The following is a 26,858-nucleotide window of genomic DNA, read 5'->3' on the forward strand; positions in this document are numbered from 1 at the left end:
GTTTCCGCGTCAACAGAGTGCAGCGGCTCACGCCGGTGTCCGCTGCCCCCGGAAGCGCTGCATCAGGGCGATCAGCTCGTCGAGGTTGGCCACGACGGCGTCGGGCACGTGCGGCCAGCGCGCGGTCCCGGGGAAGATCCGGTCGATCCACTGCCGGTCCCAACCCGCGCCGTTATAGAACACGGCCGTGACCCCGGCCGCCCGTGCCGCGGCGACGTCGGTCGTGCTGTCGCCAACATACCAGCAATTCTCGGAGGGCTTATCGCCCAGGTTGGCGAGTGCCTTGAGGATGAGATCGGGGTGCGGCTTGCGGCGGGCCACGTCGTCGCCACAGACGATGGTGTCAAACAGCTCATGCCAACCGGTGTCATCGATCGTGTAAATCTCGTGCGCCATGAACGAACGGCTGCGATTGGACAAAACCCCCATGCGCACGCCCATGGCCCGGATCGCCAGGAGGCGGCTGCGCGCGTTGGCTTCCAAGGGTCTGACGGCACCGAAGTGCTTCGCATAGCAGCGGTCGAACTCGCGGTGGGCGATCGTCTTGGCCTCTTCGTCGGGCCCGAACAGCACTTCGAAGATGTCGGTTCGCGAGATCTTGCGTTCGGCCTTGATTTTGGGGTGCAGGTGCGCGTGCTCGCGCACATACTTGACGAGCTTGGCGTCTTCCAGCGTCTTCGACTGCCCGGGTGGCACCAGGCGGTCGAGCAGACCCAGCCTGACCAGCCGGGGCAGCACTTCGTCGAGCGCGTAGTACATCGCATCCATCGTGTCGACCAGCGTCGCGTGCCAGTCGAACAGGACGATCCGCGGGGAGGCTCGCGGCACTTGCAGGATGCTCACGGTACAAGCCTGGCCATCATTTCCCAGTCGGTTGTCCACCAAAGACTGAGGAACGGGGAGGTTTTCACGCCGGCCCGCTTCCTCAAGGGAATAGCGGATCAACGGCCACAAGAATGCCTCAACGACGCCCAGGGGGCGAGCACGCCGGAGGAAAATCCAGCGCCGGGCGCATCGCTCACCGGCTTGATTCGAGCCCGGCGGCCAGCCACCGGCCACCCGGGACACCCTGTCGAGACTCACACCTAGCCAACTGGCTAGTCGCCCCTGGCCGATCGGAGAATTGTGCCGCGGCAGGCAGGCGGCGCAGGCTTGCGCAGTGATCTCACAGGGGGAACTGCGATGCTCGACAAGCCTGCGATCCGTTCATTCGTCGCCACGGCCCACAAGCGCAGCCTGGCACCGAAGCATACGCTGCTCCACGCCGGTGACCAGCCGGATGCGCTGTACCTCATGCTCGAGGGCTCGGTCAGCGTCACGCTCGCCGACGGCGACGGCCGGGAGATGGTCCTGACCTATCTCGGCCCCGGCGAATTCTTCGGGGAATCCTGCCTGTTTGCCGACGCGCGCCACCCCAACATGATCGTCCGCACGCGCGGGCCGACGCTGCTCGCCGAAATGGGCAGGCGCGCCCTGCACAGCTTCATCGACAGCCATCCCGATTTTCTCATCGAGCTGGCCGGACAGCTGGGACAGCGTCTGCAGTGCGTGAATCAGCGGCTCGCCCAGCTCACGTTTCTCGACGTCACTGGCCGTCTGGCGCAAACACTGCTCGACCTCGGCCGCAAGCCGGATGCACTGCCACATCCCAGCGGCGTGATCGTGCGCATCAGCCGCACGGAATTGGCACGTCACATCGGTTGCTCGCGCGAAATGGCCGGGCGTGCGCTCAAAAAACTGCGCCACGACGGCCTGGTCGAGGATTACGGGCGCGGCATCCTGATTTTTGGTGGACCCGAGGCGCTGGCCAGACGAGCGGCCTGAGCCGGGCTCAAGGACCGACGATCGCCGCGAGCAGCGCAGCGCTCTGGGCGAGCGCACGGCGCCACGGCAGGCCGACGATCTCATCTCCGGTCTCAGCATCACGAAAGGGCATCCGCTCGCCATCACCGATGAGGTAGCGGTAGTCCACCGTCACCTCGGTACCGGGAGCGAGATCGGTGAGCGCAAAAACGAATCCGAGATGCCAGAGCGCCGTTGGCGAAAACGAGTGATTGACATAGCACTCGTCGCTCCACTCGGGGGTGATGGAGAACCAGTTTTCGAACCAGCGCACGCTGGAGGCCACTTCGATCGAGTCCGCTGGATACTGGCGCAGGCGCTGCTCCGGCCAGACCGTGTGGACGTTGTCGGGAGCGATGATGACGCAGCCGCGCGCCACGGCGTCCTCGACGAACAGACCACATCCGGCGCCGGGAATGCGCGAAGGTGCGATCCGATACCGCGGAAGAATCATGATCAATGTCTCGTCGTACTGCCGGGCTGCCAGCGCCCGTCGGTCCGCAACCCCGCGACCTCTGCCGCCGTAAAGCGGTAGCTGCGACCGCAGAACTCGCAGGTCACCTCAAACCGGCCATGCTCGGCGAGATGTGTGTCGATCTCGGTCTCGCCCAGTGACAGTAGCATGGCGGCGATGCCCTGGCGGCTGCAGCGACACGCCAGTGCAACCGGGCGCGGCTCGAACAGACGCAGGGTCTCGGCATGGAACAGCCGCCGCAACAGGGTCGGCGCGTCGGTCTGAGCCAGCTCGGGTTCGCCGAGCGTCGCCAACAATGCGCACACATGCGCCCAGTGCGTCTCGCTGCTGTTTTTCTCACCGAGCGGCAGACGCTGCAGGACGACACCGCGGATCTGCCCCTCGCCACAGGCAAGACGCATCCGCGTCGGGATCTGCTCGGACGTTGCGTAATAATGCTCCAGCGCCGCGGCGAGCGAATCACCTTCGATCGAAACCATGGCCTGGTAGTTGTGTTCGCCGTGCCGAGGCTCGAGCAGCAGACCGAGCAAACCGCCGCGCATGAGCGCGGTGAAATCCCCGCTCGCCGTCTCGCTGCACTTGGCCATACCCCGCACCTGCAGATGCTCATCGATCTGGGCAACCAGCATCCTCAGCGCCCCCTGCCCCTGAAACTGCAGGCTCATGCGTCCCTCGAACCGGGTGTTGGCAGCCAGCAAGGGCATCGCGCCGATGGCCTGACCGAGCAACCGGCGTACATCGGGCGGGTACGGCCTTGAACCGAGGATGGCCTCGATCCCCTGATCGAACTCGACGATCGCACCACGCACGCCAAGATCGGGCAGCAAAAACTCATTGAGCGTGTTCATCGAAGCAACGGGCTGTGAGTGCGCAAATGCACCCGGCGGTTTGCGCATGGCTTATGAGGCCAGCCTGTCCTTGAGCAGCCGGTTGACGAGCTCCGGATTGGCCTTGCCCTGGGTTGCTTTCATCACCTGACCGACGAAAAAGCCGAACAGCTTGTCCTTGCCGGCGCGGTAATCGGCGAGCTGCCGCGGATTTTGGGCGATCACATCCTCGATGGCCTTGCGGATCGCGCCCTCGTCGGTGATCTGCACCAGCCCCTTGGCCTTGATGATCTCGTCGGCCGTGCCCTCGCCGGCGAGCATCGCTTCGAACACGTCCTTGGCGAGTTTTCCGGAGATGGTCTGGTCGGCGATGCGCGCGATCAGACCGGCGAGCATCGCCGCCGTCACCGGCGAGGCCGTGATGTCCTCGCCGCGCTTGTTGAGCGCACCGAGCAAGTCGGTGATGACCCAGTTGGCGCACAGCTTGGCATCCGCACCGGAAATCCGGACGACGTCCTCGTAGTAGTCCGCGAGCGCGGCCTCGCTGGTGAGCACGGTGGCATCGTACTTCGAAAGCCCGTACTGGGTCATGAACCGCTGCTTCTTGGCCTCCGGCAGTTCCGGCATCGTCGCGCGGATGCGGTCGATCTCGGCCGGACCGACGACCACCGGCAACAGATCCGGGTCGGGGAAGTAGCGATAGTCCATCGCCTCTTCCTTGCTGCGCATGGCCCGCGTCTCTCCGGTATCTGGATTGAACAGGCGGGTCTCCTGCACGACTCGCCCACCGGATTCAAGGATGTCGATCTGGCGCTGGATTTCGTATTCGATGGCCTTCTCGACGAAGCGGAACGAGTTGACGTTCTTGGTCTCGGTACGCGTGCCGAAGCGGGTGTCGCCCCGGCGGCGCACGGAGACGTTGGCATCGCAACGGAACGAGCCCTCCTGCATGTTGCCGTCGCAGATGCCGAGATAGACGACGAGCTGGTGCAGTTTTTTCAGATAGGCCACCGCCTCGGCCGGCGAGCGCAGATCCGGTTCCGAGACGATTTCGATCAGCGGCGTCCCGGCGCGGTTGAGGTCGATCCCGGTTGCTCCGGCGAAACCCTCGTGCAGCGACTTGCCTGCATCCTCTTCCAGATGCGCGCGCGTGATGCCGATACGCTTGACCGAACCGTCGGCGAGTTCGATGTCCAAATGACCCTTGGCGACGATCGGCTGCTCGTACTGCGAGATCTGATAGCCCTTGGGCAGGTCCGGATAGAAATAGTGCTTGCGCGCGAACACGCAGCGCTCGGCGATCTGGGCCTGGATCGCGAGCCCGAACTTCACCGCCATCTCCAGCGCACTTGCGTTGAGCACCGGCAGCACGCCCGGCAACCCCAGTGTGACCGCGTCGGCCTGCGTGTTCGGAGCCGCGCCGTACTGCGTCGGTGCGCCGGAAAAGATCTTCGAGCGGGTCAGCAACTGGCAGTGAACCTCGAGGCCGATCACGGCCTCCCATGCGGAAGCATCGTATGCCATGGGTGTGCGCCCTCACCGGAATGCCTGGGGCATCTGTTTGTGGAAATCGGTCGCCTGCTGGTATTGATGCGCCGCATTGAGCAGGCGCGCCTCGTCGAAGTAATTGCCCATCAGCTGCAAACCGACCGGCAGTCCGTCGACGAATCCGCAGGGCAGCGACATCGCCGGAATCCCGGCGAGATTGGCCGCGATGGTGTAAATGTCGTTGAGATACATCGCCACCGGATCATCGGTCTTGGCGCCGAGCTTGAACGCGACATCGGTCGTGGTCGGCCCGAGCACCAGATCGACCTGCTCGAAGGCGCGCCGGAAATCCTCGCAGATCAGCTTGCGCACCTTCTGGGCCTTGAGATAGTAGGCATCGTAGTAACCGTGGCTCAGCACGTACGTGCCGATCATGATGCGGCGCTGCACCTCGGGGCCGAAACCCTCGCCGCGCGAGCGCTTGTAGAGCTCCTCCAGCGTTTTCACGCCCTGCGCCCGGTAACCGTAGCGCACACCGTCGTAACGCGCGAGGTTGGAACTGGCCTCTGCTGGCGCGACGACGTAATACGTCGGCACCGACAACGGCGCGTTCGGCAATGAGATCTCCGAGATCACTGCTCCGAGCTGCTCGAAAACCCCCACGGCTGCCATCACGCGCGCGCGCACTTCCGGCGCAAGCCCTGCGGCGAAATATTCCTTCGGCAGGCCGATGCGCAGCCCGCGGATCGGCCGGTTAAGGCCAGCGACGAGATCATCGACGGGACGGTCGACGCTGGTCGAATCGAGCGGGTCGAATCCGGACATCGCCTGCAGCACGTAGGCGGCATCCTCGGCCGAGCGCGCAACGACGCCGGCCTGATCGAGGCTGGACGCAAACGCGATCATGCCGTAGCGGGATACGCGGCCATACGTGGGCTTGATGCCGGTGAGATTGGTCAACGCCGCCGGCTGACGGATGGAACCACCCGTGTCGCTCGCGGTCGCCACCGGCGCAAGCCCGGCCGCGACCGCCGCCACCGAACCGCCAGAAGAGCCGCCGGGCACGCGTGTGAGATCCCACGGGTTTTTCACCGGTCCATACCACGAGGTTTCGTTCGACGAGCCCATCGCGAACTCGTCCATGTTGCATTTGCCGAGCATGACCATGCCGGCCTCGTGGTGCAGCTTTCTCACGATCGTCGCGTCGTAGGGCGCGATGAAATTGTCGAGCATCCGCGAACCGCAGCTGGTCTTGACGCCCTGCGTACAGAAGATGTCCTTCTGCGCGAGCGGGATACCGGTGAGCGGGCCGCCCTCGGCGCGGGCCAGCTTTTCATCGGCGGCCGCGGCCTGTGCCAGCGCCTGCCCGGCGGTCACCGTAATGAAACTGTTGATCTGGCCATCGAATGTCTCGATGCGCCGGAGATAGTGCTGGGTCAACTCGCGCGCGGAGAACTTGCGTGCGCGCAGGCCGGCGGCCATTTCTTTGAGGGTCAGTGAGTGCATGTGGACACGCAGTCGATAACGAAAACCGGGTGGAACCAGTCCTGCCTGCCAGATACCGGTCCCGGCCTCATTCGATCACCTTGGGCACGATGTACAACCCGTTCTCGACCGCGGGCGCGAGAGCCTGGAACACCTCGCGTCGGTCGGTTTCGGTGACCACGTCCGGGCGCAGCCGCTGATGCATCTCCAGCGGATGCGCCATCGGCTCCACGCCCTGGGTATCGGCGCGGGCGAGCTGGCCGACCATCTCGAGAATGTCGGAGAGCTGGCGGGCGTAATGCGCGGCCTGCTCGGGGCCGAGCGCAAGGCGTGCCAGATGCGCCACCTGCTGGATGTGTTCGATCGAAAAGCTCATGGCCGGATCCGGGTCGTGGAAGCGGGTCGAAACCGCGCTGGACGGGCCTTTTCCCGGCCACGGCCCGGCGCGGAAGGGGCACGTGGCCGCGGAAAAATGGTTTAAGATGCGCGGCCTCGCCATTCTACTGGATTGTGCAGCCCGCCGATTGAGCCGGGCACGTTCGTATCCTCGTCCACTCCGGAAAATCAACGCATCAGGCCCTCGCGATGTTCGACGCCGTCCGCCGTTTGTTTGTCAATGACCTGTCCATCGATCTGGGCACGGCCAACACCCTGGTCTATGTGCGCGATGAAGGCATCGTCCTCAACGAACCGTCCGTGGTCGCGATCCGCATGGACGCGCGCGGCGCAAAGAAAGTCGAAGCCGTCGGCATCGAGGCCAAACAGATGCTCGGCCGCACACCGACCAACATCACCACCGTACGCCCGCTGCGCGACGGCGTGATCGCCGACTACACCGTCACGGAAAAAATGCTGCAGCATTTCATCCGCAAGGTGCAGAAAGGCCGGATGATGCGCCCGATGACGCGCGTCGTCGTCTGCGTGCCATATGGCTCGACGCAGGTCGAGCGCCGCGCGATCCGCGAGTCGGTCGAAAACGCCGGCGCGCGCAAGGTCTGGGTCATCGAGGAGCCGATCGCCGCGGCGCTGGGCGCCGGCATCCCGATCGGCGAGGCGCGCGGCTCGATGGTGGTGGACATCGGCGGCGGCACCTCCGAAGTGGCGGTGATCTCGCTCAACGGCATCGTCTATGCCGAGAGCGTGCGCATCGGCGGCGACAAGTTCGACGAAGCCATCGTTTCCTACGTGCGCCGCCAGTACAACATGCTGATCGGCGAAGCCACCGCCGAGCGCATCAAGATCCAGATCGGCACCGCGTTCCCGGGCCACGAGGTGCAGGAGATCGACGTCGTCGGCCGTCACCTCGCCGCTGGCGTGCCGCGCAATTTCACGATGAACTCCAACGAGATCCTCGACGCGTTGCAGGAGCCGCTCTCCGGCATCGTCAAGGCCGTGAAGCAAGCCCTCGAACGCACGCCGCCGGAACTGGGCTCCGACGTGGCCGAGCGCGGCATCGTGCTGACCGGCGGCGGCGCGCTGCTGCGCGACCTGGACAAGCTGATCTCCGAGGAAACCGGCCTGCCGGTGATCATCGCCGACGATCCGCTGACCTGCGTCGCCCGCGGCGGCGGCATGGTGCTCGACATGCTCGACCGCCAGTCGGATTTCTACAGCCTGGACTGAAAAAGATCCGACCCAGGCGTCGGCCGCAGTGGACGCATTGCCCGTCCGCGCTGCGGACCCTATGCTTTCCGTAGTATCCGCCTTCGGACTGCCTTGCTGCTTCGCGCGCGACTTTGAACACGCTGCCCGAGACCCATCGCCGACCCCTGTTCCCGCGTGGGCCGAGCCTGGGGCTGCGCACGCTGCTGCTGGCCGGATTGTCCCTCGCGCTGATCTTCAACGACTCGCGCAGCGATGCCCTGCAGCCAGTCCGCTCGACGCTGTCCTTCCTGCTCGCGCCGCTGGTCTGGGCGGCGGCGCTGCCGCACCATCTGGCCGCGGCCGCGGAAAACCTGGATTCCCGCGAAGCCCTCGAGCGCGAGAACCGCGCGCTCAAGGAGAAACAGTTGCTGCTGGAAGTCCGGCTGCAGCGCATGGCCGCACTCGAAGCGGAAAACCGCCGCATCCGCGAGCTGCTGGCTTCTGCCGCGCGCATCGACGACCAGGTCCTGATCGCCGAAATCATCGCCGTCAGTCAGGACCCCTACCGCAACCAGATCACGCTCAACAAAGGGGCGCGCGACGGCGTCTACCGCGGTCAGGCGCTGGTCGACGCCCATGGGGTGCTCGGACAAATCGTGGAAGTCGGTCCCAGGCAGTCGAAGGCGTTGCTGATCACGGACCCCGATCACGGCATCCCGGTAGAGGTGAACCGCACCGGCATGCAGACCATCGCCATCGGCAGCGGCGACGAACGCGGCCTGCGCCTGCCCTTTCTCGCCAGCAATGCCGACATCAAAGTCGGCGACCTTCTGGTCTCCTCGGCGCTCGGTGGCCGTTTCCCGGCCGGCTATCCGGTCGGCACGGTGTACGAGGTCAAGCACGTCGCCGGAGAACACTTCATGGAAGCCTATGCCTCGCCGGCGGCGCGCCTCAACCAGGGGCGTCAGGCCCTGCTGGTGTGGAGCGAGCACTTCCATCGTTCCGATGAACACGACGACGCGCTGCAGGCGCCCGCTGCAACCACGGACCCGGCGCCATGACCCCGACGCGCACCCTGGTCCTGGGTTTCGTGGCGAGCCTGCTGCTCGCCTTGCTGCTGCAACTGATCCGGCTTCCGGAACTGCTCGCCGCGGCACGGCCGCTGTGGGTGCCGTTGATCCTCGCCTACTGGGCCCTGCGCGAGCCGCGCATCTCGACGCTGTTCCCGGCCTTCGTCACCGGACTGCTGCTCGACGTGCTGTTCGGCACCCCGCTCGGCCAGCATTCGCTGGGGCTGGTGCTGCTGGTGTATCTCGTCGAACGCATGCGCAGTATCTTCATTCTGTTCCCGCTGTGGCAAGCCACCCTCGCGCTGATTCCGGCGTGGGTTCTGTTCAGTTTCCTGATGTTCTGGATCGACGGAGCGACACAGCACCGCGCCGATGCCTGGCTGCGCTGGCTGCCGGTGCTGTCAACGACCTTGTTCTGGCCGCTGTTGTTCAGCGTCATGGAAACCCTGCGCCAGCCCGATGACGATGAATGAGGCCGTGAACATGATCGGCCGCCGCCAACCATGACGATCTTGGGTGCGCGCCGCCGCCGGGAAACCCTCAAGAACGTTCAGGCCGAACGCGAGACCTTCTTGCGCCGCAGCCTGATCGCGGTACTGTTCATGCTCGCCGGCGTGGTTGCGCTGATCGTCCGGCTGGTCGACCTGCAAATCCTCCAGCACGCGTATTTCTCGACCCGCGCCGACGACAACCGCATGCGCGTGGTCCCGGTCGCGCCGGTGCGTGGCCTGATCTATGACCGTCATGGCACCGTGCTGGCCCAGAACCAGCCCGCCTTCGTCCTGGAGATCACACCGGAACAGGTCGAGGACATGGACCAGCTGCTGCGCGAGCTGTCCCAGGTCGTGACCATCAGTGAGGCCGATATCCAGCGTTTCCGCGAACGTGTCCGCAAAACACCCCGTTACCGTGGTGTGCCGCTGCGCACGAATCTGTCGATGGAGGAAGTCGCACGCTACGAAATCCGCCGTCATGAATTTCGCGGCGTCGAGGTCACTGCAGGACTGTCGCGCAACTATCCACTCGGGGCCAGCGCCGCACACGTGGTCGGCTATGTCGGCGGTATCACCGAACAGGAACTCCAGCGGGTTGACGAGCGCGCCTATCAGGGCATCAACCAGATCGGCAAGGTCGGTGTCGAGAAAAGCTACGAAGACCTGCTGCGCGGCAAACCCGGCGCCAAGATCATCGAGGCCAATGCCTTTGGCCGCCCGCTCGCCGAGCTCGAGTACCGGCGCGGCTATCCCGGCCGCAACCTGTATCTATCGATCGACGCCCGGGTGCAGCTCGTCGCCGAACAAGCCCTCGGCGATTTGAATGGCGCCGTCGTCGCGATCGATCCGCGCAACGGCGAGGTCATCGCCCTGGTCAGCAAGCCGGGGTTCGATCCGCACGCCTTCGTCGAAGGCATAGACGCCGTCCGCTATAAGGCTTTGCTCGAAGATCCCCGCCGGCCACTCTACAACCGGGCGCTGCAGGGAACCTATCCACCGGGCTCCACGGTCAAACCGGCGATGGCGCTCGCCGGCCTCGAGTTCGGCGTCACCGAGCCGGAGCATCGTGAGTTCTGCCGTGGCGAAATCACCCTGCCGGGATCGAGTCGCAAATACCGCTGCTGGAAGCGCACCGGGCATGGCTGGGTCGACATGGCAGCAGGCGTCATGCGCTCCTGCGACGTGTACTTCTACCAGCTGGCCCTGAGTCTGGGCATCGACCGCATGCATGCGGCGATGACTGGCTTCGGCCTCGGACATCCGACGGGACTCGATCTGCCGCTGGAAAAGAGCGGACTCTATCCATCGCGCGAATGGAAACGGCGCGTGCGACGCGAAAACTGGTACCCGGGCGAAACACTCAATGTCGGCATCGGCCAGGGCTATACCACCGTGACCCCGGTGCAGCTCGCGCAGATGACCGCGCGCATCGCAATGCGCGGTGCCGGCTTCAAGCCTCATGTGCTCATGGCTATCGAAGACCCGATCACCAAGACACGCGAGACAGTGCCGCCCGAGCCGCTGGAGCGGATCGAGCTGAAGGACAATACCAATTGGGCGAAGGTCATCGCGGCCATGGAAGACGTAGCACATTCTCCCGCCGGGACGGCTTACCGTATCGGCCGCGACGCACCCTACCGTATCGCCGCGAAAACCGGCACGGCGCAGGTCGCCGCTTTGCGGCAGGATGAGAAGGTGGCGCCCACGCTGGAGGAAACTCCCGTGCACCTGCGCGACCACGCACTGTTCATCGCCTTTGCACCAGCCGATGATCCGCGCATCGCCGTGGCCGTGATCGCCGAGCATGCCGGCCACGGTGGAGCCGCCGCATCGCCGATCGCACGGCAGGTCATGGATCAGTATCTGCTCGGCGAGGTGCGCTACAGTCCAGCGGCGACGCAGACCACCACACCAAGTGCGCCCACCGCGCCCGAAGAGGTCGAAGAATGATTGCCCAGATGCTCCACGCTGCGCGGCCGCGCAAACCCGAACCGAGCCTGGGCGACTGGCTTGCCGCCTGGCACATCGACTGGCCGCTGCTGGTCATGCTGCTGATGGTCGCAACGCTCGGCGTATTCGTGCAGTATTCAGCGTCCGGGCACTCGCTTCCGGCGATGTGGAGCCAGATCCAGCGCGTGATGCTGGGGCTCATCGCGATGGTTGCCATCGCCCAAGCGCCGCCCGACGTCTACCGCGCCGCCGCGCCTTGGGCTTATGCCGTTGCGACATTGCTGCTGGCTCTGGTCCTGCTGCTCGGCGACCACGCCAAAGGTGCACAGCGCTGGCTCGACCTCGGCTTCATTCGCTTCCAACCCTCGGAGCTGATGAAGCTGGCCATGCCGGTGACGATCGCCGCCTTTCTGCACGGCCGGCGCCTGCCGCCGAACTTGCCGACGATCGGTACCACCCTGTTATTGATCGGCATTCCTGCCGGTCTGATCATGGATCAGCCGGATCTGGGCACGGCGCTCCTGATCATCGCTGCAGGCGGATTTGCGCTGTTCTTCGCAGGATTGCAGTGGCGCTGGATCCTCGGCGCACTGGGGGCGGTCGCAGCGGCGGCCCCGTTGCTGTGGGAACGCCTGCACGACTACCAGCGCCAGCGAATCCTGACCCTGTTGAATCCGGAAAGCGACCCGCTCGGCACCGGCTACCACATCACCCAATCCAAGATCGCGATCGGCTCCGGAGGTCTGTTCGGCAAGGGCTGGCTCAACGGCACCCAGGCCAAGCTCGACTTTCTGCCGGAGGCGCATACCGACTTCATTTTCGCCGTCCTTGCCGAGGAGCTGGGGTTTCTCGGCGTCATCCTGCTGCTTGCGCTCTATCTCGCCATCGTCGGCCGCTGTCTGTGGATCGCGCTGCGCGCCCAGGACACGTTCCAGCGCCTGCTGGGCGGTGCGCTGGCGCTGACCTTCTTCGTCTATGTCTTCATCAACATCGGCATGGTGATCGGCCTGCTACCGGTGGTGGGCGTGCCGCTGCCGCTGGTCAGTTACGGCGGCACCTCGGCGGTGTCCCTGCTCGCCTGCTTCGGTATGCTGATGTCGATCCACACCCACCGCAAACTGCTCGCCCAGTGATGGCGTTCCCGACGATCCGCTGCCTCGCCCTGCTGCTTGCGACCGCCGGCCCCGCCTTTGCCGACTATAGCGGCCACCCGCGCGTCCCCGAGCTGCTCGATCGCCTTGCCTCCGAATACGGATTCAGCGCTGCAGAACTCGAGCAGGTCCGCTCCGCACTCGCCAATGCGCAACGCCTGCCACAGCTGGTCGAGCAGGAACAAAAAGCGCCGGAAAAGACCGAGACCTGGACCCAGTATGCGCGCCGGATCGATGCGACCCGTATCGAACAAGGCATCGCGGTCTTGCATGAGCACGCCGCATGGTTTGCACGCGCCGAAGAGGAATATGGCGTCCCGCCCGCGATGATCGCCGGCGTGCTCGGTATCGAAACGCGCTATGGCCGGATCACTGGCTCGGTGCGCGTGCTCGATGCGCTATCGACCCAAGGCTTCGAACATCCCTCGCGCCATCGTTACTTCTTCAGCGAACTCGCCGAGTATTTCGCGTTCTGCCGTGAGCTGGACATCGCACCGACCGCACCGCAGGGTTCCTATGCCGGCGCGATGGGGGCGGCGCAATTCATGCCGAGCAATTACCGACGCTTGGCGGTGGATTTCGACGGCGATGGCCGCCGCGACCTGTGGCGCCTGCCCGATGCGATCGGCTCGATCGCCCGCTATCTGACCGAATACGACCCATCCCGTGCCTGGCGCCGCGGCGAGCCGGTCATCGTCGCAGCCCGCCTCACCGGCGCACACCTCGCCCCAGGCACACCGGTCAATGGTCGTCGGGTGACCCATCGGGCTGCGGACCTGCCGGCGCTGGGGCTCGCTACCGAGGTGGCACTTCCGCCCGACACTGCGGTCGGCATCATCGAACTGGAACTCGACAACGACGGCCGCGAATACTGGGTTGCCCTGGCCAATTTCTATTCGGTGATGACCTACAACCCGCGCGTGTATTACGCCATGGCCGTGGCCCAGCTCGCCCGGCGCATCGACGAAGCCCTGCTCGTGGCCCGGCAGGCCGAGGAGCCGCCCGGGTGATGCGTAGCGGCACGCACACCCTCATCCTGCTCGGGCTCGCAGCCGGCATCGCCGCCTGCAGCACGGCCCCACCCCACCGGCCGAGCCCCCAAGTCATTCCGGTGGACCGCGACGGCCGTTATGCGCTGTCCGAGGATGCAGCGCCGCATCCGGACGAGGTGCCGCCAGACCTGAATGCGATTCCCGACGCCGTCCCCCGCGTCGAACCGCGCGCCCGCAGTGGCAATGCACCGGTGTACGAGGTGTTCGGCAAGACCTATCGCGTCCTCGATTCCAGCAAGGATTTCCGCGAGCGTGGCATGGCCTCGTGGTACGGCAAGAAATTCCATGGCTATCGCACCGCCAGCGGCGAGATCTATGACATGTATCAGATGACGGCCGCGCACAAGTCACTGCCGCTGCCGAGCTACGTGCGCGTAACCCGCCTGGACAACGGCAGAAGCGTCATCGTGCGCGTCAATGACCGGGGCCCCTTTCACCCTGGCCGCGTCATCGATCTGTCCTACGCGGCTGCCGCCAAACTCGACATGCTCGATGCCGGCAGCGCGCCGGTGGAGATCGTCGCACTCGATCCACTCGCGTCGACACCGCCATCCGAACACTGGCTGCAGGTCGGTGTCTTCGAGGATCCGATCAGCGCCGTGGTCCTGCGGGAAACCTTGACCGACCAAGGTCATCCGGGTGCGCAGATTCTGATCGAAGAGAGCGAGCGCGGCACGCTGCACCGCGTCGTACTCGGCCCCTACACCGACATCGGCACGGCCCAATCCTTGCGAAGCCGTCTGTCCGATCTGGGATACACCCCCTCGTGGATACGCCCGTGATTGTGGAAGTAAAACACCGCCGAGCCCATCGGCGCGTTTGGATACAATCGCACGCCCGCCAGTTGTTCCCCCTCTCTTCGACATGAAGCATCCGATCCGCCTTCTGCTTTGCCTTTTCTCGCTGTACTGGCTCGGACAACCGGCTACGGCCCAGGTACCGAGCCCGCCCGAGATCAACGCACGCAGTTACATCCTCTACGACTACGCCAGTGAGCAGGTGCTGGCCGAGAAAAACGCCGACGAGCGCGTCGCGCCAGCCAGCATCACCAAGGTGCTGACCAGCTACATCGTCTTCGACGAAATCCGCCAGAAGCGGCTGTCGCCCGACGACAAAGTCCTGATCAGCGAGCGCGCCTGGCGCCAGGGGATCGATTCATCCGAATCACGCATGTTTCTCGAAGTCGGCTCGCAGGTCCGGCTCGAGGACCTGCTGCGCGGCATCATCGTGCAGTCCGGCAATGACGCATCGATTGCGATCGCCGAGCATATCGCGGGCAGTGAATCGGCGTTCGCCGGGCTGATGAACGACTATGCCAAACGCCTGGGCATGCACAACTCCCATTTCACCGACGCCTCGGGCTTGCCACACCCGGAGCACTACACGACGGCGCGCGACCTCGCGATCCTCGCGCGCGCGCTCATCCATGACTTCCCGGAGTGGTATCCGCTGTTCGCCGAGCGCGAATTCACCTGGAACAAAATCCGCCAGATCAACCGCAACCTCCTGCTCAACCGCGATCCGAGCATCGATGGCATCAAAACCGGTCATACCTCGGAGGCCGGTTACTGCCTGCTCAGCTCGGCCCAGCGCGATGGCCGCCGTCTGATCGCTGCCGTCATGGGTGCACCGAGCTGGGCCTACCGCGAGCAGGCCACGCTGGAACTGCTCAACTACGGTTTTCGCGTGTTCGAAACCGCAAGCCTGCTCGGACCGGACAAACCTGCGCAGACCGTGGAGGTTTACAAAGGCGCCGCACGCAGCGTCGCCGTCGGCACCCTCAAACCGGTGAGCATCTCGCTCGTGCGCGGCAGCTCGGAACGCGTGCAGATCAACACACAGGTGAACCAACCGCTGATCGCACCGATCACCCAGGGTCAGGTCGTAGGCTCAGCCACGTTCACCCTCGACGGCAAAACCCTCAAAACCGTGCCCGTGGTGGCCTTGACCGACGTGCCCAAGGGCGGCTTCCTGCGCTGGCTGATCGATACGATCCGCCTCTGGTTCGGTTGGTAACCGCCCCGCATATCCGCGCATGGCTTTGCCACCGCCCGTAATGCGCGATCTCGGCTGTGTGGACTACACCGAGAGCTTTACGCGCATGCGCGCCTTCACCGCTACACGCGATGCGCAGACCCCGGATGAGATCTGGCTGCTCGAGCACCCGCCGGTCTTCACGCAGGGACAGGCCGGCCGTGCCGAGCACCTGCTCGCGCCGGGGGATATCCCCGTGGTGCAGTCGGACCGCGGCGGGCAGGTCACCTACCACGGCCCCGGACAGCTCGTCGTCTATTTCCTGCTCGACCTGACGCGCCTAGGTTACGGCGTGCGCAGCCTGGTCACCCGCATCGAACAGGCGATGATCGATGTACTCGCCGGTTATGGCATTCACGGTTATGCCGACCGGGATGCACCCGGGGTGTATGTCGATGACGCAGGCGGTCACCCGGGGCGCGCCAAGATTGGCTCGCTGGGCTTGCGCGTGCGCCGCGGCTGCACGTATCACGGTTTATCGCTCAACGTGGCGATGGATCTTGCGCCGTTCTCGCGGATCAATCCCTGTGGCCAGAGCGGCCTGCGCATGACCCAGATCGCTGATCTGGGCGGCCCTTCCGCGGTCGCCACCGTCGCGCACGATCTCATCCCGCATCTGCTGCATCGTCTCGGCTACGCCTGAGCCTCATCCACCGCACGCCGGCATCCCCGGCTACAATTGCAACGCACACGATACCCCCCGGACCGGCCCCTACGCCGGTACGCCCAAGGACCATGACGGACTCTGCCTCCGACAACCTGGTGCAAGTGCGCGGCCTGCGCTTCGGCCACGGCAGCCGGCTGATCTACGACGGTGTGGACGTGGACATCCGCCGCGGCCGCGTCACCGCAATCATGGGGCCGTCGGGCACCGGCAAGACCACGCTGCTGCGCCTGATCGGCGGGCAATGGCGCCCTCATGCCGGCACCATCCTGTTCGATGGACAAGACGTGCACCGGCAAAGCCGTGCCGGCCTGTACCGGATGCGTCGGCGCATGGGCATGCTGTTCCAGCACGGCGCGCTGCTGACCGACCTGTCGGTATTCGACAACGTCGCTTTTCCGCTGCGCGAGCACACCCGGCTGCCGCCCCGCCTGATCCGCGACATCGTGCTGATGAAACTCGAGGCCGTGGGCCTGCGCGGCGCATGCGACCTCTATCCCGAACAACTCTCCGGAGGTATGGCCCGCCGCGTCGCGCTGGCGCGCGCGATCGCGCTCGACCCGGACATGGTCATGTACGACGAACCCTTCACCGGGCAGGATCCCATCAGCATGGGCGTGCTCATGCGCCTGATCCGCTCGCTCAACGAATCGCTGGGCATCACCAGCATCGTCGTGTCCCATGACGTCGATGAAGTCCTGTCGATCGCCGATTACGCCTACATCGTCGCCGGCGGCAAGATCCTCGACCACGGCACGCCGGAGGCGATCCGCAGTTCCGCTTCCGAATTCGTCCAACAATTCCTGCAAGGCCGTCCGGATGGGCCGGTGGCCTTCCATTACAAGACAGCCCGCACACTGAGCACCGATCTAATGGGAGAAACAGCGTGAGTCGGCGCAGCTCGATGCCCCGGTTGCCCGCTTTCCGATTCATTCCGCGCGCACGATTCCTGCGCGCGATCGCATCCGGCGCGGCAGCGGATGGAGCGACGGCATGAGAGGCATCTGGCAGATTCTGTCGGATTTTCTCGCCGGGCTCGGCCGGGCCCAGTTTTTCCTGGCCGCGATCGTCGCTGCCATCCCGGCGGCGCTCGCGCGGCCGCGGCTGATCATCCAGCAGCTCTACAGTGTCGGCGTGCTGTCGCTGATCATCATCGTCATTTCCGGCAGCTTCGTCGGCATGGTGCTGGGCCTGCAGGGTTACCGCACGCTCGTGCGCTTTGGCGCCGAAGAATCCTTGGGTGTATTCGTTGCGCTCGTCATCATCCGCGAGCTCGGTCCGGTGGTAACCGCCTTGCTGTTCGCCGGCCGTGCCGGCTCGGCGCTGGCCGCCGAAATCGGTCTGATGCGCGCTACCGACCAGCTCTCGGCGATGGAGATGATGGCCATCGACCCGGTACGGCGTGTGATCGCGCCGCGTTTCGTCGCTGGCCTCATCGCCATGCCACTGCTCGCCGGCATTTTCAGCGTGATGGCGATCGGCGTCGCCGGTGGCCATGCCATCGGCGTCGAGCTCCTGGGCGTGGATGCCGGCAGCTACTGGTCACAAATCCATTCCAGCGTCGCGATCGAAGACATCCGGCAAAGCTTCATCAAAGCGATCGTGTTCGGCGCTGCGGTGAGCTGGATCGCGGTCTATCAGGGCTATCACGCCGTACCGACCTCGGAAGGCGTCTCGCGTGCCACGACGTCCACCGTCGTCGTCTCCTCGCTGAGCATCCTCGCGCTGGACTTCGTGCTGACCGCATTCATGTTCCATTAATGACCTTTGCTCAAGCCTAGGACGAAGACTCATGCAATCAAAAGCGCTGGAGATCCTGGTTGGGTTTTTCGTGTGCCTGGGCGTCGCGGCCGTGTTCGTGCTGACCTTCCGCGTCGCCAGCCTCGAGACGACGAGCACCGGTAAGACGTATGCAGTCACCGCCCTGTTCGAGAACATCGGCGGGCTCAAGCCCGGTGCCGCCGTGACGCTCGCCGGCGTCAAGATCGGGCGGGTACGCAGCATCACCATCGATCCGGCCACTTTTGAAGCCGTCGTGACGCTCGATATCAGCAACGATTACGCCTCGATCCCGGAAGACAGCGACGCCCGCATCCTCACCGCCGGCCTGCTTGGCGAGCAGTACGTGGGCATCGTGCCGGGTGGTGCCGAAGAACCCCTCAAGGACGGCAGCCGCATCAAGTTCACCCAATCCGCATTGGTACTGGAAAACATCGTCGGCCAGTTCCTGACGAACATGACGGCGAAATCCGCGCAGTCAGGTTCTGACGGCACGCAATAGGAGTCCAACAGATGACACGCATGCTCGCACTGCTGAGCGCAGCTCTGATCGCCACCGCGACGTGGGCCGCAGAAGCGCCTGACGAAATGGTCAAGCGGGTGTCGTCTCAGCTACAAAGCCTCATTGCCCAGAACCACGCCGCGTACAAAGCCGATCTGAACAAGTTCTACGCCACCGTCGACGACGTGGTCGTGCCGCATTTCGACGTGCCTTTCATCGCCCGCAGTGTGCTGGCGCGCAACTGGCGTGATGCGAGCGAGGAACAGCGCACGCGCTTTGCCCAGGCTTTCAAGGACATGCTGATCCGCTCCTATGCCAATGCCCTGCTCGAGTACCACGACTCGGTCGAAGCGCAGTGGAAGCCGTTGCGGCTTGCGCCCGAAACCAGCGACGCGGTCGTGCACTCCGCGCTGATCCGCAAAGATGGCAAGCCGCCGGTGAATCTGAGTTTCGCCGTGCACAAGGTCGGCGACGAGTGGAAGATCTACGACATCATCGTCGAGAACATCTCGCTGGTGCAGAATTTCCGCGGCCAGTTCCACGCGGAGATCAAGCGCAGCGGTCTTGATGCCGTGATTGCGCGCATGGAATCGGGTGCCTATGGGAAACCCGGCGCGGCGGGCAGCGACGGTGGCAGCACCGGACCATGACGGCCAAGACCCAGCTCACCGGTGAACTCACGCAGCAGCGCGTACCGGAACTGCTGACGCAGATCGGCACGCTGGCCGCCGCTACCGAAATCGATTTGTCGGGGGTCACGCGGACCGACAGCGCCGGGCTTGCCCTGCTGCTCGAAATCAGCCGGCGCAGCCACCACAGGCCGGTACGCTTCGTGCGTGCTCCGGAGCAGCTGCGCGCGCTGGCGCAGTTTTTTGGCATCGCGGCATTGTTGCGGCTGACCTGACGCAAGCACCCTCGCCAAACCCTTTAGAATCGAGCCACAGTGCGCCGCACGGCCTAAAGCCTGTAGTGCCGTGCGATGCGCTGGACCTTTTCCATCAAGCCTGTCGGGGATATATGCGCTCTTGCATTCTGGCTGTGGTGATGCTGATCGCGGGCTGCGCTCACAGCCCTACCTATGCACCAGAGGATCCGCTGGAGCCGGTGAACCGCGCGGTCTATGCCTTCAACAACACCGCCGATCGCTGGGTACTCAAGCCGGTTGCACAGGCTTATGTCGCGGCGGTTCCGGCAGAAATCCGCAGCACCGCATCGCGCTTCCTCGGCAACCTGCTCTATCCGACCACCATCCTCAATGACCTGCTGCAGGGCAAATTCGCCCAGGCCGGCCGCGACACCACTCGCTTTCTGCTTAACACGAGCTTTGGCCTCGGCGGTCTGCTCGATCCGGCCACGCGCATCGGCTGGACCGAGAACCGCGAGGACTTCGGCCAGACGCTCGCGGTCTGGGGGGTGGGCGATGGCTGGTTTCTGATGCTGCCCTTCCTCGGGCCGAGTACGAACCGTGACCTCGTCGGCCGTGGCATCGATGTGTTCGCCCACCCGCTGTACTACGCCCCGCCCGAAGTCGCGATTCCGCTCGAAGCCGTCGATATCGTCGATACACGCGCGCAGTTGCTCGGTACTGAACAGGTGCTTGCGCAGCAGTTCGATCCTTACGCCTTCCTGCGCAGCGCCTATCTGCAGCGCCGGCGCGGCCTGATCTACGACGGAAATCCGCCGCCGGAAGAAGACGACTGGGGCGAGTGAAGCGCAAACCCGCCGATCCTGGATCCGTTGGTGGAATCGTTCTTCCTCAGGCGACCCAGCGCCGTGCGTTCTGGAACAGGCGGAACCACGGCGTCTTGCCCATTTCGCGACGTGGCCACCAGGAGCCGGTGACGCCCGAGATCGTGCGCTCGGGATGCGGCATGAGAATGGTCACACGCCCATCTGCGTTGCAAAAGGCGGTAACGCCACCCGGCGAGCCGTTGGGATTGGCCGGATAACGCTCGGCAATTCGGCCGTGGTTGTCGATATAACGCATCGCCACCTGCGCGTTGCGCTGCAGCCGCTCGAGCTGAGCCGGATCCTCGAACTGCGCGCGCCCTTCGCCGTGGGCAACGGCAATCGGCAGTCTCGAACCGGCCATGCCGGCAAAGAACAGCGATTTTGATTCCACTATCTCGACCTGCGACCAGCGGGCCTCGAACTGCTCGCTGCGGTTACGACGGAACACCGGCCAGTCCTGCGCGCCGGGCACGATGGATTTGAGCGCGGCAAACATCTGGCAGCCGTTACACACACCGAGAGCAAAGCGATCCTCGCGCGCCAGAAACTGCGCGAATGCCTCGCGTGCGCGGGGGTTGAACAGAATCGTCTTCGCCCAACCCTGACCGGCACCGAGCACATCCCCATAGGAAAAACCGCCGCAGGCGACCAGACCGACGAAATCGGCGAGCTGCGTACGACCCTCGAGGATATCCGTCATATGCACATCCACCGCCTCGAAACCCGCGGCGTGAAAGGCATACGCCATTTCGTACTGGCTGTTGACGCCCTGCTCGCGCAGGATCGCGACCTTGGGCCGGCGCGCGAAATGCGGTGCGCCCACCGCGGGATCAAAGCTCAGTTGCACGCTCAAACCCGGATCATCCTTGACGCCGATTGCCTCGAACTCCTCGCGCGCACAGTCGGGATCGTCGCGCAACGCAGCCAGACGGTAACTCGTTTCCGACCACGCCTTGTGCAGGCGCTCGCGTGCGTCGCGGAACAACCGGCGACCGCCGCGGCGTATGGTGATGGCATCGTCGGCCGCAAGCGTTCCGATGTCGTGGACGGCAAGCCCGGCATCGCGCAAGGCCACACTCACCGCAGCGGCAGCGTCCGTCCGCACCTGGATGACGAAACCGAGCTCCTCGTTGAAAAGCGCGGCGACGCCATCCTCTCCCAAGGCCGTGATGTCGATATCGATGCCGCAGTGTCCGGCGAATGCCATCTCCGCAAGGGTCACGAACAGGCCACCATCGCTACGGTCGTGATAAGCCAGCAGGTGACCCTCGGCATTGAGCCGCTGGATCAACGCGAATGCAGCCTTGAGCTGCTGCGGCTCATCGAGATCGGGCGGGACATCGCCGATCTGCGCATAGACCTGCGCCAGCGCTGAACCTCCGAGACGGCAGCGACCATTGCCGAGATCGACGAGCAGCAGGCGCGTCTGTCCCGCGTCGGTGCGCAGTTGCGGCGTCAGGCAACGGCGCACGTCGGTCACCGGTGCGAAGGCGGACACGATCAGCGACAGAGGGGCGGTCTGCACGCGCGTCTGACCACCGTGCGTCCACAGGCTCTTCATCGACAGGGAGTCCTTGCCCACCGGAATCGCAATGCCCAGTTGCGGACACAGCTCGGCGCCGACGGCCCTGACCGTATCAAACAGCCGCGCATCCTCATCATCCTGCCCGCAGGCCGCCATCCAGTTGGCCGACAGGCGCACGTCGGCGAGTCGGGCGATCGGCGCCGCGGCAATGTTGAGCACGGCCTCGGCCACCGCCATGCGCCCCGACGCCGGCGCATCGAGCAAGGCCAGCGGCGTCCGCTCGCCCATGGCCATTGCCTCACCAGTTACCGACTCAAAACCCGTGGCCGTCACCGCGCAGTCGGCGACAGGCACCTGCCAGGGGCCGACCATCTGATCGCGCACCGTCAATCCGCCGACGCTGCGATCCCCGATGGTGATCAGAAAATTTTTGGAAGCGACCGTCGGCAGCGCGAGCAGCCGTGCCACTGCCTCGGCGATGTCGATCCCGGCGGTGGACAGCGCCGGATAGCGGCTCGGCCGGCGCGCGGTCGTGCGTTTCATGCGCGGCGGCTTGCCCAGCAAGACCGGCATCGGCATGTCCACCACTGGGCGGTTCTCGATGCGGTCCTCGACCAGCAGACGGCGCTCGACCGTCGCCGTCCCCACAACGGCGTACGGACAACGCTCGCGCGCACAAATCGCGGCAAAGCGCTCCACATCCTGCGGCGCCAGCGCGAGCACATAGCGCTCCTGCGCCTCGTTGCACCAGATCTCCATCGGCGACAGCGCCGGATCGGCACACAAAATGTCGCGCAACTGGAAATGGCCGCCACGATCGTCGGCATGCACCAGCTCGGGCAGCGCGTTGGACAGGCCGCCGGCCCCGACGTCATGGATGGACAGAATCGGATTGGCGTCGCCGAGCGCCCAGCAGGCATCGATCACCTCCTGACAACGGCGCTCCAGTTCGGGGTTGGCACGCTGCACTGAGGCAAAATCGAGCTCTGCGCTGCTACTGCCGGTCGCCATCGATGAAGCTGCGCCGCCGCCCAATCCGATCAACATCGCCGGCCCGCCGAGCACGATCAGCTTGGCACCTTCGACGACCTTGCGCTTGTCGACGTGCGCGGCGCGGATGTTGCCGTAACCGCCGGCGATCATGATCGGCTTGTGATAACCGCGGTTGCGGCCATCCGGCGTCACCATCTCGAAGGTGCGGAAATAACCGCTCAGATTCGGACGGCCAAATTCGTTGTTGTAAGCCGCGGCGCCGATCGGTCCTTCGAGCATGATCTGCAGACTGCTCGCCATGCGCGCCGGCGCCCCCTGCGCACGCAGCGCATCGGTGCATTCCCACGGCTGCTCGAATCCCGGAATACGCAGGTTGGAGACCGAAAAGCCGCACAATCCCGCCTTGGGCTTGGCCCCCCGGCCCGTCGCTGCCTCGTCGCGGATCTCACCGCCGGCGCCCGTACCGGCACCCGGATGCGGCGAAATCCCGGTCGGGTGGTTGTGCGTCTCCACCTTCATCAGCATGTGCACCGGCTCGTGATGCTCACGCCAGACATGATCCGCATCCGGGAACCAACGCATTGCCGTAAAGCCGTCGATGACGGCGGCATTGTCCTTGTAAGCCGACAGCACACCCTGCGGCGAGGCCGCATACGTCATGCGGATCATCTGAAACGGCGAGTGCGGCTGCAGCTCGCCATCGATGGTGAACTCGGCGTTGAAGATCTTGTGCCGGCAATGTTCGCTGTTGACCTGCGCGAACATCATCAGCTCGGCGTCCGTCGGATTCCTGCCGGCCTCGAGGTAGTAACGCACCAGATAAGCGATCTCTTCCTCGGACAGTGCCAGCCCCCATTCGCGATTGGCACTCATCAATGCCGCTGCGCCGCCGGCGAGCACATCCACCGTGCGCAACCCGCGCCGCGTCTGGGCATCGAACACGTGCGCCAGATCCTCGAAGCGGGTCAGCACCGATTCCATCATCGGATCGTGCACCACGCTCCATGCCGACTGCGGCAGTGCGGACACACCAGTGAGCCGGATCGCACGGCCATGCTCGATGCGCCGCACGCCAGACAAGCCGCAAACCCGGGCGATGTCCGTCGCCTTGCTCGACCACGGCGAGGTCGTGCCAATCCGGGGCACGACGTAAAGCGTCAGATCCGCCGGCTCGATCGCAGCGGGACCGTCGCCGAGCAGACGGCGCAGATCGGCCTCCGGCACCCCGTCGGCATCCACCAGATAAAAATCACGGACGGCAACGGCCCGCAGCGCCGGAACATGAACGCGCAAAGCGTCGAACAGACGGGCGATGCGAAAGGCCGAAAAACTCTCGGCGCCGGGCAGAACGGTCACGGGCATGGGTCTTGATCAGGATCACCGGCTCATCGGCGCCGGGGCGTCATTTTCGCATGCCGCAGCCAGTCAAGGCAGGCTAAACCACCTCCCGCCATCCAAGACCTGCATCCTGCTCGGCGCAAACCAGCCAGGCGGGATCATCCTCCAGCACCTCGGCCACCGCACGGCGCGCCAGTGCCGGCGTGTTGTTAGTCTCGGACAGGTGCGTCAGCACCAGATGCTGCAAACGCCTCACCGCATAACCGCGCAGCAGGCTCGCGGCCTGCTCGTTGGACAAATGCCCACGCCCGCCGCCGACACGCAGCTTGAGCGCAGGTGGATACGGGCCGTCGCGCAGCAGATCCGGATCGTAATTGCACTCCAGCAGCAAGGCATCGCACCCGGCGAGCATCGCGCGCATGTGCGGCGTCACCGCACCGGCGTCCGACAACACACCCAGCCGCAATCCCCTGGCACCGAACACGTACTGGCAGGGCTCGCGCGCATCGTGCGGCACCGGATAGGGCTGGACCTCCAGCTCCCCGATCCGGAAAGCCTGGTGTGGGCTAAAGCGCAAACAGTGCGGCACGTTGCGATCCTTCCAGATCGCGTAAGAGCCATGCGTCATCCAGACCGGGATACGGTAGCGGCGCGCCAGGCGCGCGACACCGCTCAGATGATCCCCATGCTCGTGTGTCACCAAAATCGCATCGAGTGCGGCAGGCTCGATCCCTAAGCGCTGCAACCGCAGTTCAGCCTCGCCGAGCGCAAACCCACAGTCGATGAGCACGCGCGTCCCGCCGGACTCGACCAGGGTTCCATTCCCCCTGGAACCCGAGCCCAGCATCGCAAACCGCATCACTTCTTCGGATCCTTGCCGAAGTTATAGATCGGAAACGGCGTGACCTTGGCCCCGGTGTCCGCGCCACCGACGATGCGCGCCGAACCGCGTTTGCTCACCTCGTCGATGCGCACGACCGCATGCACCGGCACATAGAAACGCTCGACATCGGCGAACTCCTGCTTGAGTTTCTCCTCGCTGGTATCCACCACCAGAGTCGTATTCTCGCCAAACACCAGCTTGCCGATCTCGACGAACCCGAGCATACCCCCGCCATGACTCACCTCGCGGGCATACACCTCATACACCTGGCCCTGGTTCATGAAACTGACGCGATACAGACGTTGCTTGGCAGACATGGCGATCGGGACTGCTGGACAGCCCTGGATTCTAAGTGAACCGCCCCGAGAACCGGGGAAGTTGATTGGTTTAATAAGTTGACGCTCCTATCGAGCGAGGCATTGCTGATAGTGAGTTATCTTCAGTAGTTTGCCTGAAGCTTCTGCAAACGGGATGTCCCTATCGGCGTGAGCAGTCGGTTGTGGTTGAACCTGTGCGCCATTGCAGGGTGGCTGAAAAAGTGGCTGGCCGAGCAGATGGTTGAGAACAACGTGATCAGGCACGCTCTTCGGACAGGGAGGCCGGCCAGGTCCTCGCCCAGGGGATTCTCAGCACGCGGTCGGGCCGTGAGCTGGTCGAGGCGGCGGCGGACGGTCTGCGTAACGAAATCCGGGGTTCGGTGAACAGCCAGAACCCCCTCGATGTGACCCTGCCCCCGGGGGCGAATGCTTCCACGCTCAACACCGCGCTCGCAGTCGGGGCCGTGACGGGCATGTTCACGGGCTTCCTGGGCGGACGGCTCGGCGGCAAGGGCGCCGGGGCTGCGGGGGCAGCCGAAAGCGTCGCCGGGGCCGCCGAAAGCGCCGCATCCTCCGGTCTCCTCGCCGCCATCGGACGTGCCGCCGTCCCCGCGGCCGCTGCCGCCGGTGTGGGTGTGGCGGCGTTCGTGGCGACCGACTGGCTGGTCAGGGACGGGGAATTCACCCGCGAGTCGCTCGACAACTTCCGCGACTGGATGCGTGAGAACACCCCCCGCAGCGCGGCCGACCCGTCCCAGCCGCTGTCCGTCGATGGGCGCCCAGCCCAGTCGCCGGGCGTAATGCCCGACGCCCGGGACGTGGTGAAGCCCTGACGCTCTGCGCGCGCCCGTCACGATTCCCAGATGTTCTTGAAGTGGATGTTGCCGGGCAAATGGCTGTAGCCGGGGCTGGTTATCATGTCCTGCTCGAGGTCTCTGCGGAAGCGATCCATGACATCGTCATCGTCCCACGCGGGGGTGACCACGGGCACCCAGACGGGTACGGGCACGAGGGGCACCGGCACGGGACACGGCAGGGACCGGGCGGCGACGTGCGCGTTGCGCACGATGCGCACGCCATAGAGGGCGAGCGCGGCGAGGCAGGCGTAGAGCGCCGGCAGCGGTTGATCCACCCCCAGGCCGGGGGTCAGCGCAAAGGCCGCCGCGCCCAGCAGGGCGCCCGCCGTCAGCAGCGCGCCCGCCGCCGCGATGATGGGCGTCATGTACCGCGCCTGCACCGGGCGCGGGTCGGGATCGGCCGGATCGAGCCGGTCCACCACCCAGGCCCAGGCGCGGTTCAGCGCAGCCGGGGTACCCAGCAGCACCAGCCAGAATACGCACCAGCCGGTGGCGCCGTTGCACAGCGCCGCGCCTGCAAGGATGAGGGTCAGCAGCAGCCACCGCCGGGCGCGGGTGCGGTAGAGGTCCGCCCAGTCGCGCAGCATCGCGCGGTTGCGCGCAACCGTCTCTTCGGGCGGGGCCGTGGGCTGGGAATCGATCATCCTGGTCATGTTCGTTACCTCCTGACCTACGCCTACCACGTTTTTGCGCGTATTGCAATCTTTTGTCGATTCCGGGGGTCGCCGACCTAGAGAGGGTATGGACGACACGAATCTCGCCCCCCTGATCGAGCGGCTCGCGGCCGAGGTCGCCGCGCGCGTCGCGCCCCGCATTC

At 65.1% G+C, this 26,858-nt stretch carries 27 protein-coding genes; 17 read left to right on the forward strand and 10 right to left on the reverse strand.

The features are described 5' to 3' along the window. Window positions 1–27: 27 nt before the first annotated feature. Window positions 28–843 (reverse strand): HAD family hydrolase, encoded by an 816-nt coding sequence (locus tag BMZ48_RS06295; protein ID WP_091533050.1) that lies wholly within the window; start codon window positions 841–843, stop codon window positions 28–30. Between the two features lie 339 nt (window positions 844–1,182). On the opposite strand from BMZ48_RS06295, the gene BMZ48_RS06300 reads away from it, so the two are divergent. After that, window positions 1,183–1,824: a cyclic nucleotide-binding domain-containing protein gene (locus BMZ48_RS06300; RefSeq protein WP_091533052.1), complete on the forward strand. Its 642-nt coding sequence runs from the start codon at window positions 1,183–1,185 to the stop codon at window positions 1,822–1,824. A gap of 7 nt (window positions 1,825–1,831) precedes the next feature. Here BMZ48_RS06300 and BMZ48_RS06305 read toward each other — a convergent pair whose 3' ends face one another. The 5 genes from BMZ48_RS06305 to gatC all read right to left on the reverse strand — a co-directional run bounded on the left by BMZ48_RS06305 (window position 1,832) and on the right by gatC (window position 6,493). Beyond that, window positions 1,832–2,296, reverse strand: a complete 465-nt coding sequence (locus tag BMZ48_RS06305) for an SET domain-containing protein-lysine N-methyltransferase (RefSeq protein ID WP_091533054.1) — start codon at window positions 2,294–2,296, stop codon at window positions 1,832–1,834. Between the two features lie 2 nt (window positions 2,297–2,298). Then, window positions 2,299–3,165 (reverse strand): Hsp33 family molecular chaperone HslO, encoded by an 867-nt coding sequence (gene hslO, locus BMZ48_RS06310; RefSeq protein ID WP_159431100.1) that lies wholly within the window; start codon window positions 3,163–3,165, stop codon window positions 2,299–2,301. Between the two features lie 51 nt (window positions 3,166–3,216). Continuing rightward, window positions 3,217–4,668 (reverse strand): Asp-tRNA(Asn)/Glu-tRNA(Gln) amidotransferase subunit GatB, encoded by a 1,452-nt coding sequence (gene gatB, locus BMZ48_RS06315; protein WP_091533058.1) that lies wholly within the window; start codon window positions 4,666–4,668, stop codon window positions 3,217–3,219. Between the two features lie 12 nt (window positions 4,669–4,680). Further along, complete coding sequence (gatA, locus tag BMZ48_RS06320) at window positions 4,681–6,138, reverse strand: Asp-tRNA(Asn)/Glu-tRNA(Gln) amidotransferase subunit GatA (protein WP_091533060.1); 1,458 nt, start codon at window positions 6,136–6,138, stop codon at window positions 4,681–4,683. Between the two features lie 67 nt (window positions 6,139–6,205). Then, window positions 6,206–6,493, reverse strand: coding sequence for an Asp-tRNA(Asn)/Glu-tRNA(Gln) amidotransferase subunit GatC (gatC, locus tag BMZ48_RS06325; RefSeq protein WP_091533062.1), 288 nt, complete (start codon window positions 6,491–6,493; stop codon window positions 6,206–6,208). Window positions 6,494–6,702: 209 nt separating this feature from the next. Between gatC and BMZ48_RS06330 the strand changes: the two genes are divergently transcribed. The 15 genes from BMZ48_RS06330 (at window position 6,703) to BMZ48_RS06400 (ending at window position 20,107) form a co-directional block, all read left to right on the forward strand. After that, entirely contained in the window at window positions 6,703–7,740 is a 1,038-nt protein-coding gene (locus BMZ48_RS06330; protein ID WP_091533063.1) for a rod shape-determining protein, read from the forward strand. Window positions 7,741–7,853: 113 nt separating this feature from the next. Next, the gene (mreC, locus tag BMZ48_RS06335) at window positions 7,854–8,762 is read left to right on the forward strand and encodes a rod shape-determining protein MreC (protein WP_091533065.1); all 909 of its coding nucleotides are present in this window, start codon (window positions 7,854–7,856) and stop codon (window positions 8,760–8,762) included. Beyond that, the gene (mreD, locus tag BMZ48_RS06340; protein WP_091533067.1) at window positions 8,759–9,244 is read left to right on the forward strand and encodes a rod shape-determining protein MreD; all 486 of its coding nucleotides are present in this window, start codon (window positions 8,759–8,761) and stop codon (window positions 9,242–9,244) included. Before mreC ends, mreD begins: the two co-directional genes overlap by 4 nt. 30 nt (window positions 9,245–9,274) lie before the next feature. Continuing rightward, window positions 9,275–11,215: a penicillin-binding protein 2 gene (mrdA, locus tag BMZ48_RS06345; protein ID WP_091533069.1), complete on the forward strand. Its 1,941-nt coding sequence runs from the start codon at window positions 9,275–9,277 to the stop codon at window positions 11,213–11,215. Further along, window positions 11,212–12,348 carry a rod shape-determining protein RodA gene (gene rodA, locus BMZ48_RS06350; RefSeq protein ID WP_234981548.1) on the forward strand — a complete coding sequence of 379 codons (1,137 nt, stop codon included), beginning with the start codon at window positions 11,212–11,214 and terminating at the stop codon, window positions 12,346–12,348. The genes mrdA and rodA overlap by 4 nt, the downstream gene beginning before the upstream one ends. Continuing rightward, window positions 12,348–13,376 carry a lytic murein transglycosylase gene (locus BMZ48_RS06355; RefSeq protein ID WP_091533073.1) on the forward strand — a complete coding sequence of 343 codons (1,029 nt, stop codon included), beginning with the start codon at window positions 12,348–12,350 and terminating at the stop codon, window positions 13,374–13,376. The genes rodA and BMZ48_RS06355 overlap by 1 nt, the downstream gene beginning before the upstream one ends. Continuing rightward, window positions 13,376–14,200 carry a septal ring lytic transglycosylase RlpA family protein gene (locus BMZ48_RS06360; protein ID WP_091533075.1) on the forward strand — a complete coding sequence of 275 codons (825 nt, stop codon included), beginning with the start codon at window positions 13,376–13,378 and terminating at the stop codon, window positions 14,198–14,200. The genes BMZ48_RS06355 and BMZ48_RS06360 overlap by 1 nt, the downstream gene beginning before the upstream one ends. Before the next feature lie 82 nt (window positions 14,201–14,282). Next, on the forward strand, window positions 14,283–15,434 hold the full coding sequence (locus BMZ48_RS06365) for a D-alanyl-D-alanine carboxypeptidase family protein (RefSeq protein WP_091533077.1): 1,152 nt from the start codon (window positions 14,283–14,285) through the stop codon (window positions 15,432–15,434). A gap of 19 nt (window positions 15,435–15,453) precedes the next feature. Beyond that, window positions 15,454–16,095: a lipoyl(octanoyl) transferase LipB gene (gene lipB / locus BMZ48_RS06370; RefSeq protein WP_091533079.1), complete on the forward strand. Its 642-nt coding sequence runs from the start codon at window positions 15,454–15,456 to the stop codon at window positions 16,093–16,095. Between the two features lie 92 nt (window positions 16,096–16,187). Beyond that, complete coding sequence (locus BMZ48_RS06375; protein WP_091533081.1) at window positions 16,188–17,006, forward strand: ABC transporter ATP-binding protein; 819 nt, start codon at window positions 16,188–16,190, stop codon at window positions 17,004–17,006. A gap of 103 nt (window positions 17,007–17,109) precedes the next feature. After that, the gene (gene mlaE / locus BMZ48_RS06380) at window positions 17,110–17,877 is read left to right on the forward strand and encodes a lipid asymmetry maintenance ABC transporter permease subunit MlaE (protein ID WP_091533083.1); all 768 of its coding nucleotides are present in this window, start codon (window positions 17,110–17,112) and stop codon (window positions 17,875–17,877) included. A gap of 31 nt (window positions 17,878–17,908) precedes the next feature. Beyond that, entirely contained in the window at window positions 17,909–18,397 is a 489-nt protein-coding gene (gene mlaD / locus BMZ48_RS06385; protein ID WP_091533085.1) for an outer membrane lipid asymmetry maintenance protein MlaD, read from the forward strand. Window positions 18,398–18,408: 11 nt separating this feature from the next. After that, entirely contained in the window at window positions 18,409–19,047 is a 639-nt protein-coding gene (locus BMZ48_RS06390; protein ID WP_091533087.1) for an MlaC/ttg2D family ABC transporter substrate-binding protein, read from the forward strand. Further along, window positions 19,044–19,301 carry an STAS domain-containing protein gene (locus BMZ48_RS06395; RefSeq protein WP_091533089.1) on the forward strand — a complete coding sequence of 86 codons (258 nt, stop codon included), beginning with the start codon at window positions 19,044–19,046 and terminating at the stop codon, window positions 19,299–19,301. Before BMZ48_RS06390 ends, BMZ48_RS06395 begins: the two co-directional genes overlap by 4 nt. A gap of 140 nt (window positions 19,302–19,441) precedes the next feature. Continuing rightward, window positions 19,442–20,107 carry an MlaA family lipoprotein gene (locus BMZ48_RS06400; RefSeq protein ID WP_268762367.1) on the forward strand — a complete coding sequence of 222 codons (666 nt, stop codon included), beginning with the start codon at window positions 19,442–19,444 and terminating at the stop codon, window positions 20,105–20,107. 46 nt (window positions 20,108–20,153) lie between these two features. Here the strand turns inward: BMZ48_RS06400 and purL are convergent, their stop codons facing one another. The 3 genes from purL to BMZ48_RS06415 all read right to left on the reverse strand — a co-directional run bounded on the left by purL (window position 20,154) and on the right by BMZ48_RS06415 (window position 25,184). Further along, window positions 20,154–24,002: a phosphoribosylformylglycinamidine synthase gene (purL, locus tag BMZ48_RS06405; protein ID WP_091533397.1), complete on the reverse strand. Its 3,849-nt coding sequence runs from the start codon at window positions 24,000–24,002 to the stop codon at window positions 20,154–20,156. 79 nt (window positions 24,003–24,081) lie between these two features. After that, complete coding sequence (locus tag BMZ48_RS06410) at window positions 24,082–24,843, reverse strand: MBL fold metallo-hydrolase (RefSeq protein ID WP_091533093.1); 762 nt, start codon at window positions 24,841–24,843, stop codon at window positions 24,082–24,084. Next, on the reverse strand, window positions 24,843–25,184 hold the full coding sequence (locus BMZ48_RS06415) for a DUF1820 family protein (protein WP_091533095.1): 342 nt from the start codon (window positions 25,182–25,184) through the stop codon (window positions 24,843–24,845). The genes BMZ48_RS06410 and BMZ48_RS06415 overlap by 1 nt, the downstream gene beginning before the upstream one ends. Window positions 25,185–25,564: 380 nt before the next feature. On the opposite strand from BMZ48_RS06415, the gene BMZ48_RS06420 reads away from it, so the two are divergent. Next, complete coding sequence (locus BMZ48_RS06420; RefSeq protein WP_091533098.1) at window positions 25,565–26,017, forward strand: hypothetical protein; 453 nt, start codon at window positions 25,565–25,567, stop codon at window positions 26,015–26,017. Window positions 26,018–26,034: 17 nt separating this feature from the next. On the opposite strand, the gene BMZ48_RS06425 is transcribed toward BMZ48_RS06420, so the two are convergent. After that, the gene (locus BMZ48_RS06425) at window positions 26,035–26,694 is read right to left on the reverse strand and encodes a hypothetical protein (RefSeq protein WP_143383642.1); all 660 of its coding nucleotides are present in this window, start codon (window positions 26,692–26,694) and stop codon (window positions 26,035–26,037) included. Window positions 26,695–26,858: the final 164 nt, after the last annotated feature.

It is taken from the genome of Fontimonas thermophila (assembly GCF_900113085.1).
In the GTDB taxonomy this organism is placed as follows: domain Bacteria; phylum Pseudomonadota; class Gammaproteobacteria; order Nevskiales; family Nevskiaceae; genus Solimonas; species Solimonas thermophila.